The organism is Pseudomonas yangonensis (genome assembly GCF_009932725.1).
Taxonomy (GTDB): domain Bacteria; phylum Pseudomonadota; class Gammaproteobacteria; order Pseudomonadales; family Pseudomonadaceae; genus Aquipseudomonas; species Aquipseudomonas yangonensis.
The window spans coordinates 90,927-107,799 of sequence record NZ_BLJU01000027.1 but is presented as its reverse complement, the minus strand read 5'-3'; the positions used below and the strand labels follow the sequence as shown (position 1 = coordinate 107,799).

General features: G+C 64.4%; 15 protein-coding genes. 6 read left to right on the top strand and 9 right to left on the bottom strand.

Features of this window, described 5'->3' with window-relative positions; all coding sequences use genetic code 11:
* Window positions 1–100 precede the first annotated feature (100 nt).
* The 4 genes from GYB81_RS22445 to GYB81_RS22430 all read left to right on the top strand — a co-directional run bounded on the left by GYB81_RS22445 (window position 101) and on the right by GYB81_RS22430 (window position 2,865).
* Window positions 101–529, top strand: a complete 429-nt coding sequence (locus GYB81_RS22445) for a hypothetical protein (RefSeq protein ID WP_161866863.1) — start codon at window positions 101–103, stop codon at window positions 527–529.
* Entirely contained in the window at window positions 529–1,617 is a 1,089-nt protein-coding gene (locus tag GYB81_RS22440; RefSeq protein WP_161866862.1) for a DUF3182 family protein, read from the top strand. The genes GYB81_RS22445 and GYB81_RS22440 overlap by 1 nt, the downstream gene beginning before the upstream one ends.
* A complete protein-coding gene (locus tag GYB81_RS22435; protein WP_161866861.1) occupies window positions 1,614–2,384 on the top strand; it encodes an alpha/beta hydrolase family protein in 771 nt (256 codons plus the stop codon). The genes GYB81_RS22440 and GYB81_RS22435 overlap by 4 nt, the downstream gene beginning before the upstream one ends.
* A 67-nt stretch (window positions 2,385–2,451) precedes the next feature.
* Window positions 2,452–2,865, top strand: coding sequence for a CBS domain-containing protein (locus tag GYB81_RS22430; protein WP_161866860.1), 414 nt, complete (start codon window positions 2,452–2,454; stop codon window positions 2,863–2,865).
* Between the two features lie 155 nt (window positions 2,866–3,020).
* Here GYB81_RS22430 and glgB read toward each other — a convergent pair whose 3' ends face one another.
* The 4 genes from glgB to GYB81_RS22410 form a co-directional block, all read right to left on the bottom strand.
* Window positions 3,021–5,183 (bottom strand): 1,4-alpha-glucan branching protein GlgB, encoded by a 2,163-nt coding sequence (gene glgB / locus GYB81_RS22425; protein WP_161866859.1) that lies wholly within the window; start codon window positions 5,181–5,183, stop codon window positions 3,021–3,023.
* Window positions 5,180–8,485, bottom strand: a complete 3,306-nt coding sequence (treS, locus tag GYB81_RS22420; RefSeq protein WP_161897956.1) for a maltose alpha-D-glucosyltransferase — start codon at window positions 8,483–8,485, stop codon at window positions 5,180–5,182. The genes glgB and treS overlap by 4 nt, the downstream gene beginning before the upstream one ends.
* 16 nt (window positions 8,486–8,501) lie before the next feature.
* Complete coding sequence (locus GYB81_RS22415) at window positions 8,502–10,484, bottom strand: alpha-1,4-glucan--maltose-1-phosphate maltosyltransferase (protein WP_161897955.1); 1,983 nt, start codon at window positions 10,482–10,484, stop codon at window positions 8,502–8,504.
* 141 nt (window positions 10,485–10,625) lie between these two features.
* Window positions 10,626–11,150: an MgtC/SapB family protein gene (locus tag GYB81_RS22410; protein ID WP_161866856.1), complete on the bottom strand. Its 525-nt coding sequence runs from the start codon at window positions 11,148–11,150 to the stop codon at window positions 10,626–10,628.
* 177 nt (window positions 11,151–11,327) lie between these two features.
* On the opposite strand from GYB81_RS22410, the gene GYB81_RS22405 reads away from it, so the two are divergent.
* A complete protein-coding gene (locus tag GYB81_RS22405) occupies window positions 11,328–11,708 on the top strand; it encodes a Rho termination factor N-terminal domain-containing protein (protein ID WP_161866855.1) in 381 nt (126 codons plus the stop codon).
* Between the two features lie 84 nt (window positions 11,709–11,792).
* Here GYB81_RS22405 and GYB81_RS22400 read toward each other — a convergent pair whose 3' ends face one another.
* The 5 genes from GYB81_RS22400 to GYB81_RS22380 all read right to left on the bottom strand — a co-directional run bounded on the left by GYB81_RS22400 (window position 11,793) and on the right by GYB81_RS22380 (window position 15,308).
* Window positions 11,793–11,993, bottom strand: coding sequence for a metallothionein (locus GYB81_RS22400; RefSeq protein ID WP_161866854.1), 201 nt, complete (start codon window positions 11,991–11,993; stop codon window positions 11,793–11,795).
* A complete protein-coding gene (locus GYB81_RS22395) occupies window positions 11,990–12,412 on the bottom strand; it encodes a hypothetical protein (RefSeq protein WP_161866853.1) in 423 nt (140 codons plus the stop codon). The genes GYB81_RS22400 and GYB81_RS22395 overlap by 4 nt, the downstream gene beginning before the upstream one ends.
* Window positions 12,413–12,485: 73 nt before the next feature.
* On the bottom strand, window positions 12,486–12,830 hold the full coding sequence (locus tag GYB81_RS22390) for a YgaP family membrane protein (RefSeq protein ID WP_161866852.1): 345 nt from the start codon (window positions 12,828–12,830) through the stop codon (window positions 12,486–12,488).
* Between the two features lie 118 nt (window positions 12,831–12,948).
* Window positions 12,949–14,115: a zinc-dependent alcohol dehydrogenase gene (locus GYB81_RS22385; RefSeq protein ID WP_161866851.1), complete on the bottom strand. Its 1,167-nt coding sequence runs from the start codon at window positions 14,113–14,115 to the stop codon at window positions 12,949–12,951.
* Window positions 14,116–14,171: 56 nt separating this feature from the next.
* Entirely contained in the window at window positions 14,172–15,308 is a 1,137-nt protein-coding gene (locus GYB81_RS22380; protein WP_161866850.1) for a carboxylate-amine ligase, read from the bottom strand.
* A 159-nt stretch (window positions 15,309–15,467) separates the two neighbouring features.
* Here GYB81_RS22380 and GYB81_RS22375 point away from each other — a divergent pair, with 159 nt between their 5' ends.
* Window positions 15,468–16,868: an iron-containing redox enzyme family protein gene (locus GYB81_RS22375; RefSeq protein ID WP_161897954.1), complete on the top strand. Its 1,401-nt coding sequence runs from the start codon at window positions 15,468–15,470 to the stop codon at window positions 16,866–16,868.
* Window positions 16,869–16,873: the final 5 nt, after the last annotated feature.

Here is a 16,873-nt window from a genome sequence, read left to right as displayed (position 1 = left end):
AGTTCAGGTTTTCTGCCCTGCACCCACTGATCAAAAAGCCTGAACTTCGACTTGGCGGCTCCCCTCACAACTCAAGAACGCCATTGTCGAGGAGAAAATCATGCGAGCCATCATTCCCGGCCTTCTGGTCGGCGCGCTGGCAGCCGGCGACGCCCTGGCCGAAGCCTGCTACGTCAGCGCCCGGACTTCCAGCGATGCCATTGCCGAGGTCGCGCAGGAGTTCTGTTACGAATTCACCGGCACGGACGAGGGCGCCATTGACTGGTCGTGTCACAACGAAGCCGATGACATGCTCAACACCGACCAACGCAAGGTGGCCAGTTGTGCCGAGGCCAAGCTGGGCACATGCGAAGCCGCACTGACTCAGGAAACCCTGGCCAACTACCGCTCCGGTGACGATGATCAGGGCGAGCCGCGCCCGTCCGTACCCAACCAGGCCAAGGTGGTCACTCACTATTACCAGGCGGGCGACCTGAAGCAGGTGCGTATCGACTGCGAAAGTGCCGGCGGCACTTGGCGGGATCGATGATGGCTGCTTATAACGGCCTGCTATTGCTACCTGGCACCGTTCCACACATGACCCATGAGCGCATGGTGCAACGTCAGCTCGGCGAGAAGCTGGCCGTGCTGCTCGGCTGCCCCTTCCTGGGGCCTCATCAGCCAGGCACCCAGATTCGCGGGCGCCACTATTTCCTGCCCGAGGACACCCTGGTCGGCGACGCCGGCTCGTTGGGCATCGAAGGGCCGGAGGATTTCTTCGGCGGCCAGGTCGAGCATGCCTTTCTCGCCACCAAGGCCATCAGCCACCCGAGTCTCGACGCCCCTCGCCACCTGCCTGTGGGCTGGTCCGAACGTTTCGCCCAGCAAGTCGAGAGCGTCACCTTACCGGGCTTCAGCGTCTTCGATCTGGAGGATGCTGCCGAGGCCGGGCAACGCCTGTTGCGCGAAGGGCCGATTCGCCTGAAACCGGTGGACGGTACCGGCGGCCGAGGCCAGCAAGTGGTGCGGACGCCCACCGAGCTGGACAACGCGCTGGCGGCGCTCGATGAAGACCGTGTGACGGATCAGGGCCTGGTGCTGGAAGAAGACCTGCAACAGCCCAGCACCTTCAGCGTCGGCCAGATCCGTGTGGCTGGGGTAACTCTGAGTTACCACGGCACCCAGCAGCTGACCGACGACGGTCACGGTAACCAGGTTTATGGCGGCTCGCGACTGACACTGGTGCGCGGTGACTATCTGGCTTTGATGACTCTCGATCTTCCGCGCCCCGTACGCCTGGCCGTGCAGCAGGCGCGCATCTTCGAGCTGGCGGCACTGGAGGTCTTCCCGTCGATTCAGGCGTCGCGGCGCAACTACGATGTCGCTCAAGGATTGAATGCGCGGGGACAGTCTCGCAGCGGCGTGCTGGAACAATCCTGGCGCGTCGGTGGCGCCAGTGCGGCGGAAATCTTCGCCCTGGAGGCGTTCATGAACGACGCGCAGCTGCAAACGCTGCAGGCCTCGACCCATGAGTTCTATCAGGATGTACCGCCGCCGGCAGGCTCCATTTGCCTGTATCAAGGTCAGGACAGTGAGGACGGCCCGTTGGCCAAATACGTCAAGGTGGGGCCGTTATGAGTGCCTGCAGTCAGGGCCTGGACATTCTGGTGGGTGATCAGCACATCGCCGGAACCCTGGTGACGCCACCCAACAAGGTTCCCGGTGTGCTTTTTGTGCACGGCTGGGGCGGCAGCCAGCAACGTGACCTGGCGCGCGCCCGCGGTATTGCCGGGCTGGGGTGCGTGTGCCTGACCTTCGATTTGCGCGGGCATGAACGCAACATCGAAGCGCAGGAGCAGGTATCTCGAGAGGACAACCTGGCCGACATTCTCGCCGCCTATGACCTGCTGGCCGCGCACGAAGCGGTCGACCCCGAGTGCATCGCGGTCATCGGCACCAGCTATGGCGGCTATCTCGCCACGTTGCTGAGCGTGCGTCGCCCGGTGCGCTGGCTGGCCCTGCGGGTGCCAGCGCTCTACTGGGATGACCAATGGCAGCTGCCCAAGCGTCAGCTGGACGTCGCCCGCCTGGCCGAGTATCGCCGCACACCGCTGCGCCCGCAGGACAACCTGGCGCTGGCCGCCTGTTCCGAATTTCACGGTGATGTGTTGCTGGTGGAATCCGAGCACGACGATTTCGTCCCGCACACCACGCTGATGAGTTACCGCAGTGCCTTCGACAAGGCGCATTCGCTGACCCACCGCATCATGGCCGACGCCGACCATGGGCTCAGCGAGGACCGCCATCAGCAAGCCTACACGCGCATCCTGATCGACTGGGTCAGCGAAATGGTGGTAGGCGCACGGGTAGGCAACTACCCGCACCACCTGGTGCGCTATTCCTGAATCGCCGTGCTCTGCTCGCCGCGGTTCGCCATGGGCATTCGCCCCTCAACTGCAACAGGAGACACCGATGAAAATCAGCAAGATCATGACTCGTAACGTCCGCACTCTCGACCCCGAGCGCAGCATCCGTGAGGCCGCCACGCTGATGGCCGATATCGACAGCGGCGCGCTGCTGATCAACGAAGGCGACCGCCTGATCGGGATGATCACCGACCGCGACATCGCCGTGCGCGCGGTAGCCGCCGGTCTGGACGGCAACACCCCGGTGCGTCAGGTGATGAGCAGCAACGTGCGCTATTGCTTCGATGACGAAGATGTCGAACATGTGGCCGCCAACATGGCCGACATTCAGGTACGCAGGCTGCCCGTACTCAATCGCGAGAAACGCCTGGTGGGCGTGGTCTCGCTGGGCAATATCGCCTCCGGTCACAGCCGCATGGCAAACGATACCGTGCTGCGCGGCGTCACCTCCGCGCACTGACCGATAATCAAAACCTCCATGGGAGGGGGCCTTCGGCAGTGCTGCTCGCGGCTACGACTGCAGGGATGCAGGAGGTAGAGCGAAGCAGGATGCCCAAGCCGAAAGCCCCTCCCACTATGAGAGCGCCCTTTGTGGGAGGCGCTTCAGCGGCGATGCTATTGGGCAGGTCGCAGAATCAGTGCCCCCAACGGCGGCAACTGCAGATTCAGCGAATCGGACTGGCCGTGAGCGGCCAGTTGCTCCGTGTGCAGCTCACCTTCGCTACCTGCGCCCGAGCCACTCCAGCGGCGCTCATCGGTATTGAGCAGTACCTGCCATTTCCCGGCGCGAGGCACACCGATACGGTAGCCATCGAGTACCTGCGGGGTGAAATTGTGCACCACCAGCAGTGGCGCGCAGCCCTCGCCGCCCTGGCGCAGCCAGGCGAATACGCTGTTGCGCGCATCATCTCCTATCACCCATTGAAAACCGCTGTCCTGATCATCGAGTCGGTGCAGCGCCGGCTCTTCGCGATACAGACGATTCAGCTCACGCAACAGCGCCTGGACGGCCGTATGTTCGGGATACTGCAGCAGGTACCAATCCAGTTGCTGGTCATGGTTCCACTCGCGCCATTGGCCGAACTCGCAGCCCATGAACAGCAGCTTCTTGCCCGGATGACTCCACATCAGCGCAAGGAACAGGCGCAGGTTGGCGAACTGCTGCCAGCGATCGCCGGGCATGCGCCCAAGCAGCGAGCGCTTGCCGTGCACCACCTCATCATGGGAGATCGGCAGGATGAAACGCTCGGAAAAAGCGTAGTGCAAGCCAAAGGTTATCTGGTGGTGATGGTGCAGGCGGTACAGCGGGTCCTGCTGGATGTAACTCAGGCTGTCGTTCATCCAGCCCATGTTCCACTTGTGGCTGAAACCCAGGCCGCCCTGCTGCACCGGACGGCTGACGCCGGGCCAGGCAGTGGATTCCTCGGCGATCATCAGTGCTCCGGGCACTTCGCTACGCACCACCTCGTTGAGATGCTGGAGGAATTCGATGGCCTCCAGGTTCTCGCGCCCGCCGTGACGGTTGGGAATCCACTGCCCCGCTTCGCGCGAATAGTCGCGATAGAGCATCGACGCCACCGCATCCACGCGCAGGCCGTCGACGTGGTACTCGCGCAGCCAGTACAGCGCGCTGGCCAGCATGAAGCCGTGCACCTCGGTACGGCCGAGGTTGTAGATGCAGGTATTCCAGTCCGGGTGAAAACCCTCGAACGGATGCGCGTACTCGTACAGTGCGGTGCCGTCGAACTCGGCAAGGCCATGGGCATCGTTGGGGAAGTGTCCCGGCACCCAGTCGAGGATCACGCCGATGCCCGCGCGGTGGCAGCGGTCGACGAAGGCGGCGAAGCGCTGCGGGCTGCCGAAACGTGCGGTGGGTGCGAACATCGACAGCGGCTGATAGCCCCAGGAGCCACCGAAGGGATGCTCCATGATCGGCATCAGCTCGATATGGCTGAAGCCCATATCCTGCACATACGGAATCAGCCGCTCGGCCAGCTCGTCCCAGTCCGGCATCCGATCGTCCTGCCATTGCCAGGAACCGGCATGCAGCTCATAGATCGCCAGCGGTGCCTGCGGCGCATGCCGTTGCTCGCGTTCACTCATCCACTGCTGATCCTGCCAGGCGAAAGCCTCGCTTTGAGGGACGCGCGACGCTGTGGCCGGCGGCATCTCGGTGGCCTGCGCCATGGGGTCGGCGCGCAACGGCAGTACGCCCTGCGGGCCGAGAATCTCATACTTGTAGCATTCGCCCGGCTGCAGGCGCGGAATGAACAGTTCCCACACGCCCGCCGGGTAGCGCAGGCGCATGGGATGACGACGGCCGTCCCAGCTGTTGAAGTCGCCGACCACCGAAACCCGCCGTGCGTTGGGCGCCCAGACGGCGAAGCGCACGCCAGGTACGCCTTCATGCTCCACCGCAGCGGAGCCCAGGCAGCGCCATAGCTGGCGGTGGTTGCCTTCGGCGAACAGGTAGAGATCGGTATCACCCAGCAGCGGGCCGAAGGCATAGGGATCTTCCGTCTCCTGCACGCTGCCCGGCCAGTGGATGCGCAAACGGTAGCGCTGCGCCTGAGGCAGGGGCAGCTCGAACAGGCCGTCCGGGTCGCTGCAGTGCATGCGCCCCAGCGGCGAGCCATCGCTGCCCAGCAGGTCCACGGCATCGGCACCGGGCAGCCAGACCCGTACCAGGGTTTCGTCGCCCTGGGCATGGGGGCCGAGGAAACTGAACGGATCGCCGTCCTCTGCGCGCTGCAGGCGCTGCACTCTGTTCTGATTCACGTTCGTACTCCTGGCAATTGATGAGCAAGATCCACCAGCCCCTGGAGCGGGACATCGATCCAGTCGGGGCGGTGGCCGCTTTCGTAAACGATTTCATAGACAGCCTTTTCCAGGCAGAACAGGTCGAGGGCAGCGCCCTCACCGTCGCGTTCATGCCACTCGTGAGGTAGCCCGTTGGCGGCCAGGCGATAGGCGTCGAGGAAGGCAGTGCACGACTGCTCGCGGTAGCGCGCCACCACGCCCCGTACCACCTGCTGGGCATCCACGGCGCCCTCCACGCCGCCGCCGTTGCGCTGCGCCACGGCGGCGGCGTAGTCGAAGGAACGCAGCATGCCGGCGACGTCCTTGAATGGACTGTGGCGCTGGCGGCGCTCCTCCAGCGAACGGTTGGGCTCGCCCTCGAAATCGATGATGTAGGCATCGCCCTGCACCACCAGCACCTGGCCCAGATGCAGGTCGCCATGTACGCGAATACGCAGGCCACCAGCGGCCTGGGTGGCCAGGCGGGCAACGGCTTGCAGCAAGGGTTTTTCCCTGGCCAGCAGCCAGTCGGCTTGCTCGGCAGTCGCCGGGCTTAGAGCGTCACGCTGGCGACTCAGGGCCTGCAAGGCTTCCTGCAGTTGCGCAGTGATGGATTCGGCCCAGCGGGCGCTGTCCTGCTCGGCGCTGAGCTGGTAACCGAAGTCCGGATTCTCCACCGGCCGCGCCAGTACCGCATGCATTTCACCGACGCGTCTGCCCAGCACGCCAGCGAATCGTTCCAGTTCGCCCAGCGCATCGACATCAGGGTCGGCGGTGCCGCCGGCCAGTTCATCGCGGATCGCCCGGTCCAGGGTGTTGAGCGTCCATTGCCAGGCATCGCCCTGGTTGTCCAGATAGCTCTGCACCACCATCAGGGTATGGGGCTGGCCGCTCTCGTCGACCCGCACCACCTCGCCGAGAAACGGCGCGACATTGGCGTAGCCGTGATCGCTGAGGAAACGGCCCATCTCCACCTCCGGGTGGATACCGGGGAAGCCGCGGCGCAGGAGCTTGAGCAGGAGTTGCCCGCCAATCAGCGCCGAACTGTTGGACTGCTCGGCCGAGAGCAACTTGAAATCGTTCCCGTCGAGGTCTTCGAGCGCCAACAGCGCCGCCTCCGCGCGGAACTGCAGTTCACCGGCAGCGCTACGCAGCACCGCCTGCTCCCGCAACAGGCGCAGCACCTGCTGGCTGAACTGCGGCAGGCTGAAGGCATCGGTCAGCAGTTCGACATGCCGCCCCCGGCGCAGTCGGGCCAGCGCCAGTTGTTGCGGCAAATCATTGCCCTCGGCGCGCTCGGGCACTGCTGCCAGAGGCACGCGGTAATGCTCGACGCCGGCCGCGCCCTTGACCTGCACCTCGGCCAGCAGAGGGGCGTTCGCTCCGTCAGCCAACGGCATCACGTAAAGCAGGCTCACTGCGCCGGACGGTCGCTGCTCCCCGGCGAACCAGCGGCGCTTGGGCAGATAGAGCGGCAACGATTCGCGCTCCAGGGTCTGTCGCGAGCGCTCACCCATCACTTCGCTCAGGGCACGGCCGAGCACCAGGGTCTGCAGCTCCGGCATGCGCTCCACCGGCTTGAGGTGCCAGCTAGGCATCTGCGAGGCATCGGCCAGGTAGAACCAGTAGAAACCATACGGCGGCAGGGTCAGCAGGTAGGTGAGCTGGCCAATGGGCGGGAACGAGGCGCCGCCGATCATCTCCACCGGCACCCGGTCGCAGTAGTCGGCCAGTTCCAGCTCGACGGCCTGAGCCGCGCTGGAGAGATTGGCTACGCAGAGAATCTGCTCTTCATGACCCTGCTCGTTGGTGTAGCCGCGCAGGTAGGCGAGGATGCGCCGGTTGCTCGGCGTCAACATCGTCAGCGAGCCCCGGCCGAAGGCCTTGTGCTGGTTGCGGATGGCGAGCATGCGCCGCGTCCAGTTGAGCAGCGAATGCGGATCGCGCGCCTGCGCCTCGACGTTGATGGTCTGGTAGCCGTACAGCGGATCCATGATCGGCGGCAGTACCAGGCTGGCCGGGTCGGCGCGGGAGAAGCCGCCGTTGCGGTCCACCGACCATTGCATCGGGGTGCGCACGCCGTCGCGGTCGCCGAGGTAGATGTTGTCGCCCATGCCGATCTCGTCGCCGTAATACAGCGTCGGCGTGCCGGGCATCGACAGCAGCAGGCTGTTAAGCAGCTCGATGCGCCGGCGGTCACGTCCCACCAGCGGCGCCAGTCGCCGGCGGATGCCGAGGTTGATACGCGCACGGCTGTCGGCAGCGTAGTAGTTCCACAGGTAATCGCGCTCGTCGTCGGTGACCATTTCCAGGGTCAGCTCGTCGTGGTTGCGCAGGAAGATCGCCCACTGGCAGTTGGGCGGAATTTCCGGGGTCTGGCGCAGGATGTCGGTGATCGGAAAGCGGTCTTCCTGGGCGATGGCCATGTACATGCGCGGCATCAGCGGGAAGTGGAAGGCCATGTGGCACTCGTCGTCTTCGCCGAAGTACGGACGGGTATCTTCCGGCCACTGGTTGGCTTCGGCCAGCAACAGGCGATCCGGGTAGCGTGCATCCAGTTCGGCGCGGATGCGCTTGAGCACCGCGTGGGTCTCCGGCAGGTTCTCGCTGCTGGTGCCGTCACGCTCGATCAGATACGGAATGGCGTCCAGGCGCAGACCGTCGACGCCCATGTCGAGCCAGAAGCGCATCACCCCGAGCACGGCTTCGAGCACCTTGGGGTTGTCGAAGTTGAGATCCGGCTGGTGCGAATAGAAACGATGCCAGAAGTACTGGCCGGCTACCGCGTCCCAAGTCCAGTTGGACTTCTCGCTGTCGATGAAGATGATCCGCGTACCGGCGTACTTCTCGTCCGTGTCGGACCAGACGTAATAGTCGCGCGCCTTGGAGCCCTTCTTCGCATGACGGGCGCGCTGGAACCAGGGGTGCTGGTCCGAGGTGTGGTTGATCACCAGTTCGGTGATCACGCGCAGGCCGCGCCGGTGCGCCTCGGCGATGAAGCGCCGGGCATCGCTCAGCGAGCCGTAGTCCGGGTGGACGTCGTTGTACTTGGCGATGTCATAGCCGTCGTCGCGCCGTGGCGACGGGTAGAACGGCAGCAGCCAGAGGGTGTTGACGCCGAGTTCGGCAATGTAGTCGAGCTTGTCGATCAGGCCCTGGAAATCGCCGATGCCGTCATTGTTGGCGTCGAAGAACGACTTCACGTGGACCTGATAGATCACCGCGTCCTTGTACCACTGCGGGTCGTTGAGGAAGGTCTTGCCGGCGCTGCGCTTGGCCATGGTGCTACTCCCTTGTTCAGCGGACGGTCTGGATTCGCCAGATACCGAATGGCAGGTGCCAGGGTTCGATGCGCATCCACTGCACCTTGCCGTGCCAGGTCCAGCGATGGCCGTTCATCAGGTCTTCCCCCTGCAGGTCGGCATCGTCTGGCAGGCCCAGCTCCCATAGCGGCAATTCGAAGTGCGCTTCCTGGGCGTGATGCGGATCGAGGCTGACAGCGACCAGAATGAAGTTGCTCAGGTCCGCGGTACGCTTGCCGAAGTAGAGGATGTTGTCGTTCCACGCGGTGTAGGCCTGAAAGCCCAGATGAGTCTGTAGCGCCGGGTTCTCGCGGCGGATCTGGTTGAGCCGGGCGATCTCGGCGTTGATGTTGCCGGGCGCCTGATAGTCGCGCGGGCGCAGCTGGTACTTCTCCGAATCGAAGTACTCCTCCTTGCCCGGCACAGGTTCGCCCTCGCACAGCTCGAAGCCCGAATACATGCCCCACAGCCCCGAGCCCATGGTCGCCAGCGCGGCGCGAATGAGAAAACCGGGGCGGCCGCTGCGCTGCAGGAAATAGGGGTTGATGTCCGGTGTGTTGACGAAGAAGTTCGGCCGGTAGCAATCGCGCCATGGCGGCTGATTGAGCTCCTCGAAGTAGGCCTGCAACTCGGCCTTGGTGTTGCGCCAGGTGAAGTAGGTATAGCTCTGGCTGAAGCCGAGCTTGCCCAGGCGCGCCATCATCGCCGGGCGGGTGAAGGCCTCGGAAAGGAAGATCACTTCGGGGTGGCGTCCACGCACGTCGGCGATCAGCCATTCCCAGAACGGCATCGGCTTGGTGTGCGGGTTGTCGACGCGAAACAGCGTCACGCCCTGCTCCACCCAGCCCAGCACCACGTCGCGCAATGCCAGCCAGAGATCAGGCATGGCCGCTTCGGCATAGAACTCGACGTTGACGATGTCTTCGTACTTCTTCGGCGGGTTCTCGGCATGGCGAATGCTGCCGTCCGGCCGCCAGCTGAACCAGCCGGGATGCTGCTTGAGCCAGGGGTGATCCGGCGAGCACTGCACGGCGAAATCCAGCGCCACTTCCAGGCCGTGTTCGCGGGCCACACGGACCAGCTGGCGGAAATCCTCGAGGCTGCCCAGCTCCGGGTGCACGGCCTCGTGACCGCCCTCCTCGCTGCCGATGGCATAGGGACTGCCTGGGTCGTTGGGGCCGGCCTTGAGGCTGTTGTTCGGCCCCTTGCGGTGCGCCCGGCCGATGGGATGGATGGGGGGGAAATACAGCACGTCGAAGCCCATCCGGGCGATTTCCGGGATGCGTGCGTGCACGTCGGCGAAGGTGCCGTGGCGCTGCTCATCGCCCAGCGAGCGGGGAAACAGCTCGTACCAGCTGGCGAATTCGGCCAGGCTGCGCTCGACGTCCAGCGGGTAGTTCGGGGTACGTAGCAGATGCGGGCGGTATTCGGCGCGGCGCATCAGCTCGTTGACGGACGGATCGATCAGCACGGCTTCACGTTCGGCCTGCGATTGCGAGGCCTCCATGCGTTCGATCAGTGCGGCCAGCTCGCCGCGCAACTGCTCGGGCGCCTGCGCGGCAATGCGCCGAACCAGTTGCGCACCCTCCTGCAGTTCGAGCTCGACCGGCACGCCGGCACCGAGTTTTTTCACCAGCTCCTGGCGGAAGCTGGCGTAAACGTCCAGCCAGGCTTCGATGGCAAATTCGCCAAGTCCCTGCTGGTCGATGCACAGGGTCGCACTCCAGCGATCATTACCCAGGGCCTGCATGGGCGCGCGCTGCCAGGTGGCCTCGTCGTTGGCGCGCCACAACAGGTCGGCGGCCAGTTGTTCGTGACCATCGCCGAAAATCACGGCGCTGACCGGCACCGGTCGACCGCATAGGCATTTGCTGGCGAAGCGGCCGCCTTCAACGATCGGCTGTATCGCTTCGATGGCCAGGCGCGGCTGGGCAATGGCGTGGGCAATGGTCTGGTCGGCATGCTGCTGGGATGGCATCTTTCCTGGCTCCTCTACGCCTGGCAGACGTGTTCGAAGGGTTGGCGGAGGTCTGCGGCAGCGCGTGAGACGCTATGCCTGTGAAAATTCCGAGGCTGCTGCGGCAGGAAAAGTTCAGGCAGTTTTTGTCTAGGCAGTGACCTAGGGCTTGTCACCCGAGTTGTCATCATCCTGGTCATCCGGCCTGAACTTGACACGCGGGTCGACCAGAAGCGGCATAAGGTGCAGCACCACCAGCACGATCACCGTGGACAGCACGGCCGTGGCCTCGCGCCCGAGGCCGACCGCCACGCCGATGGCTGCCGAAGCCCACAGGCCGGCTGCGGTGGTCAGGCCCTTGACGTCGGAGATGCTCTGCCCTTTGAGGATGGTGCCGGCACCGAGAAAACCGACACCGGCGGCGATGCCCTGAATCACCCGGCTCATGGCATCGGCTTCGGCGCCGTCCTGCTCCAGCGCCATGACGAAAATCGCCGCGCCAAGGCATACCAGCATGTGCGTACGCATGCCCGCGGCCTTGCCCATGACCTCGCGCTCGTAGCCCAGTAGACCGCCCAGGAGCATGGCCAGGACCAGGCGCAGTGTGGCGCGGGTGATGTGCTCGACCTGGCCCAGGTCGGAGAACTCCTGCACCAGGGTGGTGAGAATTCGCTCGAGTACATCCATCGTCGTTCAATCTCCTGAGACGCTTTTCTTCTGAGCAGTGAACAGGCGAAGAGGTTCGCCGGATGCGAGCTCCGGTTATCCGAAACGGGGAACCAATCCACGTTCAGGCATTCATCCCCTTTAGGCGCTTTAGGCGCCAGAGGCAATCCGGCCCCTTGGTCAACCGGGAGAACGCTCATGCCCCGAGGCAGCAAAGACAAATACACCGCCAAGCAGAAGCGCAAGGCCGAACACATCGAGGACAGCTACAAGGAACGCGGCGTTTCTCAGGACGAAGCCGAGGCGCGGGCCTGGGCTACGGTCAACAAGCAGTCCGGCGGCGGAGACACGGCCGGCGGCTCCGGGAAGACGACCAGCGCAGACAGTAAGGAAGCCGCACGCAAGTCGTCGGCACGGCGCGCGGCCGCCACCCGCGAAGGCACCCCCAGGCCTGGCCAGCGTCTGGAAGCGATGAACAAGACCGAGCTGATGAATCTGGCGCGCAAGCGCGATATCGCCGGGCGTTCGCGCATGCGTAAGGATGAACTGTTGCAGGCGCTGCGCAAGGACAGCGACTGAGGGAGCCTGCTGTCAGTGCCCTAGCCCCTCTCCCGTAATTGGGAGAGGGAGCAAACGCGTACCTCCAGTGAACCTCGTCAACGCCTAAGGCGCCTGCTCTCTTTCACGTGCCACGCGCTCGCCGCAATCGCAGCCGGCGCTCTGGCACTGCACCATGCCCTTGGGATGGCGCTGCATGCAGGCTTCGCAGCAATAAAGCAGATCATCGCCTGCGACTTCATGTACCCACTGCCGAGACTGCACCGCACAATCACAGTGCGGGCACGCACAGGTTTGCGTGCTCATGGCTTGGGTTCCTCATCGGTGGGTACCACGTCGTCGCTCCATGGCTCGCCGTCGAGTGGCGCCGAGCGTGCCAGTTCGGCTTCGTCGAGGCCGAAGCCACCGCCCACCTGAGTCTCGTCCACCACGCTGAGCTCTTCATCGTTGGCGCCGTCATCACCACGCTCCAGCGGTGAGCGAGCGCCACTGTCGTCGATCAGGGTATCCGGGCTCAGATCGTCCAGACTAACGTTGTCCTCGTGCTCGCTTTCGCCAAGCGTCGCGGCGCCGGTCAGGCCGATCTCATCGTCGCCGCTGCTCGTAGGGCGCGCGGTCTGCTGCAGCGAAGGCTCTCCGGTGCCGAGGCTGTCTTCGTCATCGGTGAAGTCCAGTGCCTGTTCATCGATTCTGTCCGGATTGGGACCCGGGATGCTGTCTTTCATGAGTATGCCTCCTTCGATCGATTAGGATCACGCGAGGCGACGGCGCACTCGCGCCATCGCTCGTGCGTTCGGCTCATGGCGAGATCGGGTCGCTGGCCGGGAAGGTTTCCTCGACGGCATGATCCAGACGGCTATCCTGGCGCCCTTTCAAGTTATCCACTTCCTTCTGCAGGCGCGGCAGTGCGGCACGCAGTTCGGCCACGCGCTCGCGCAGGCACTCCAGTTCGGCCTTGGGGTCGCTGATCAACCCCTTGACCACACAGTGCCCACTCAGGCCTCGCTGCAGCAGCGCGGCACCGCCGAGGGCCTTGAGCACACCCGAAGTGCCGCCCTGGCAGACACCGGCGACGATGGCAGTAGCGCCTGTGGCCAGCGAGATGGCACGTTCAATACGAGGGACGTTTTGGGTCAATGACATGGCGTTTCTCCTGATGGTTGCATGACGAAGGCCGATTGCGGCGCCCGTGAGATTTAGAAAGCCTCCCAGGCACCAAAGGTTCAGAGAATCGGGCCAGCGGCCGACTGGCGAGCGTGCTTCAGGGGCGCAGAATCACCTTGCGGCATTGGTCACGCCGCGACTCGAATAGGCGATAACCTTCCGCCGCGTCGGCCAGTGGCATGCGGTGGCTGATGATGATTTCAGGGTTCAGGTCGCCGCGCTGGATGTGTTCCAGCAGCGTCGGCAGCAACGGGTGAACATGGGTCTGGCCCATCTTGAAAGTCAGCCCCTTGTCGAAGGCATCGCCGAACAGAAATCCGTGGATGAAGCCGGCGTAGACGCCCGGCACACTGACCGTGCCGCCGCGGCGAACCGCCGCGATGCACTGGCGCAGCGCCACGCCGCTGCTGGCCTCCAGCTTGAGCGTGGTCAATACCGTTTCAGTGAGGCTGCCCTTGGCCTCGAAGCCCACCGCATCGATGACTGCGTCCACGCCGCGGTGCCCCGGCGTCTGCTCGATGATGGCGCTGGCCGGGTCATCGATTTCGTCGAAGTTGATCGGGATCACGCCGTAGGTCTGCTGGGCATAGGCCAGGCGGTAGTCATGATGATCGACCATGAATATCTGCTCGGCACCGAGCATGCGCGCGCAGGCTGCGCTCATCAGTCCGACCGGGCCGGCGCCATAGATGGCTACGCGACTGCCCGGCCCGACCCCGGCATTGACGGCGGCCTGATAGCCGGTGGGCAGGATATCGGTGAGAAACAGCACCTGCTCGTCGTCGAGCACGTCCGGCACCTTGAACGGCCCGGTATTGGCCTTGGGGACGCGCACCAGTTCCGCCTGCCCGCCCGGCACACCGCCATACAAATGGCTGTAGCCGAACAGTGCGGCGCCCGAGGGAATCTGCTTCTTGTTGAGAATCGCCCCACGCCCCGGATTGGTGGTTTCGCAGGCCGCATGCAGGTCCATCTGGCAGAAGAAACAGTCGCCACAGGCGATGACGAAGGGCACGATGACCCGGTCGCCCTTGCTCACCGCGGTGACCTGCGGCCCCACCTCCTCGACCACGCCCATGAATTCGTGGCCGAAGATGTCGCCACCCTTTACCTGCGGGATCTTGCCGCGGTACAGGTGCAGGTCCGAGCCGCAGATCGCCGTGGCGGTCACCCGCAGGATGATGTCGTCGGGCTGCTCGATGACCGGGTCGGGTACCCGCTCCACCCGCACGTCGTGACTGCCATGATAGGTCAATGCTTGCATGAGGCTTCTCCCGGATAAGGCGTGTTCCTATTCCGAAATCGCTGCCGGGCAGACGTTCAGGCTATTTGCCGAACGTCCTGCAGAGCCGTCTGTTGCATCAGCGTATCGACCACCTGATGCACGGCGCCGCGGTGCTCGGCGCCGCCGCTCCGGGCACGCCGGTAGAGGCCGAGTTGGGCTTCGGCGCTACCGCCAAGGCGGGCCAGTTTGCGCGCATGGGCCATGATCCAGCGTTCCCCGGGGGCGATCTGGTCGGCTATGCAAGCCAGTACCTGATCCAGCCAGGCCGCGAACGGCAAGGTGCTCTGGCTGCGTGGCTCGATGAACAGACCGCGCAGACCGCGGCGCTTGGCGCGCCAGCGGTTTTCCAGGGTGAGGATGCGCGTCAGCGGGTCATCGAACCAGTCATGGTGCGCGCAGGTCAGCGCATGATCGAGCATGGCGCGGAACAGCCCGGCGATGCACAGGGCGTCCTGCAGCCGCGGGCAGGCGTCGGCGATACGTAGCTCCAGGGTGGGGAAGCGCAACGACGGGCGAATGTTCCACCACAGATTGACGGCCGAGCCGATGCAATGGGTATCGGTCATCACCTTCACGTAGCGCTGATACTCGGCTTCGTCGCGAAAGTGATCGGGAATGCCCATGCGCGGCCACTCGTCGCACACGGCCTGGCGATAGCTCATCAAACCGCTGGGCCGGCCGTCCCAGAAGGGTGAGGACGCGCTTAGCCCCAGCAGCAGGGGTAGCCAGGGCGTAAGCCGGTTCATCAGGCGAATGCGGTCGATGCCATCCGGTACCCCGACATGCACGTGCAAGCCTGCCAGCACGCTGCGGCTGGCGACGATGCGGTAATCGTCGAAAATGGCCTGATAACGCGCCATGTTGGTCGCCTGCACGCTGCGCCATTGCCCCAGCGGATGAGTCCCGGCGGCGAGGATGCCACAGCCGAACTCGCTGGCCAGTTCGGCCATGGTGCGGCGCGCCTGGCTGAGAAAGTCGTATGCTTCGTCGAGGCGGTGCAGTACTGGCGTCACCACTTCGAACTGCGCGGCGAACATCTCTCGCGTGACGCACTGGCCCAACGCGCGGCGGCTGGCTACGGCAAAGGCCTCGACCCCCTGCTGCGCTACGCAGCGACCTGCCAGGTCGGTCAGAAAGTACTCCTCCTCGATGCCGAACGTGCTCGCGGTCATGCCCTACCTACTCCCGGAATTCCTGCAGTTGAAAGCGTGCCGGCGGTTTGGGTTCAACCTCTTTGCGGCAGCCCCGGACGAGGCGAATTTAGGTGGAATCTTTATTCGCGCATGGCCCTCCTAAACAGAACATGGCCCCGTTTTCAGGAGACTTGACCCATGTCGATCGCCAGTTTCATCGACACGCCTGCCGCGCAACGCATTTCCTTCGTTCCCGCCACCGGTCCCTGGCAAGGCCTCTATCGACAATTGCTGGACGAGCCCGAGCCGGGACACCCGCAGGCACGGGAATTCATCCAGGAGTGCCTGGGTGAGGTCGCGCAGCTGTCCTGTGAACTGCCGGCCAGCCCTTATGAACTGGCCGCCTGGTCGCTGCGTCGGCATCACAGCGTGACCGCCGAATACGCCCGCTACCTAGAGGGACGCCGTTCGGGAAAGGGGCGCCGCTTCTTCCCCCGTAAGGCTCATGCCCTGCATTTTCTCCGCGCGGTGGCACCCACCAAACTGGTGGACGGTGCCTGGCTCTACGGCACCCTGCCCCACTGGCGCGATTACCGCGTGTATCCACTGGTGCAGACGTACCTGGAAGAACTTGGCGAAGGGGTGCCCGCGCAGGATCATGTGCTGCTCTATCGACAACTGCTGGCCAGCCAGGGCTGTGAAGATGCCCTGGAACTGGACGATGCGCTGTATCGCCAGGGTGCGATCCAGCTGGCCCTTGGGCTGCTGGTCGACGAGTTTCTGCCTGAGGTGATCGGCTACAACCTCGGCTACGAGCAGTTGCCGCTGCACCTGCTGATCAGCGCCTTCGAGCTCAACGAGCTGGACATCGACCCCTATTACTTCCAGTTGCACGTAACCATCGACAACGGCTCCAGTGGCCACGCTGCCAAGGCCGTGCAAAGCGTGCTGGACAACCTGCCGCGGGTCGGCGATGCACAGGCCTTCTACGAGCGCGTGATGCGCGGCTATCTGCTCAATGATCTGGGCATCGGCTCCAACGCCGTGATTGACGGTTTCGATCTGCAGCAGCAGGTGCTGCACATGCTCGAACGCAAGCGCACGGTGGCCAGCCAGGTGCATTCCGACTACTGCCGCATCGAGGGTCGCACGGTGAATCAGTGGCTGGGCAGCTCCGGCAACGTGGCAGGCTTTCTCGAGGCCTTGCAACGCAACGGCTGGATAAGACACGGCAAAGACCCGGCCGACAGCCGTTTCTGGCGCCTGGTGGAAGGCCAGGGCGCGGCCATGTTCGGTGTGTTCAGCCCATATGAACGTCAACTGTTGCACGACTGGATCGCTGGCGACTGGCAACCGGCCGAACAGCGTCCGGCCTTTCGTGCACGGCGGATGAGTCAGGCCGCCATGTCGTCCCCTACAGCTGCGCAGCATGGCGAGCTGGATCGTGAGCGACGCGACATGCTCCGGCAACTGCAGGGCCTGGATGCCTATCGACGCGAATGCCGGCTGATCGAACTGCAATCCCCGGCCCAGCACTGGACCAGCGCCGGGCTGGCTGCCACCCGCACTTTCACCGCGCTGATGCGACAGCCGCGCTGACCCAG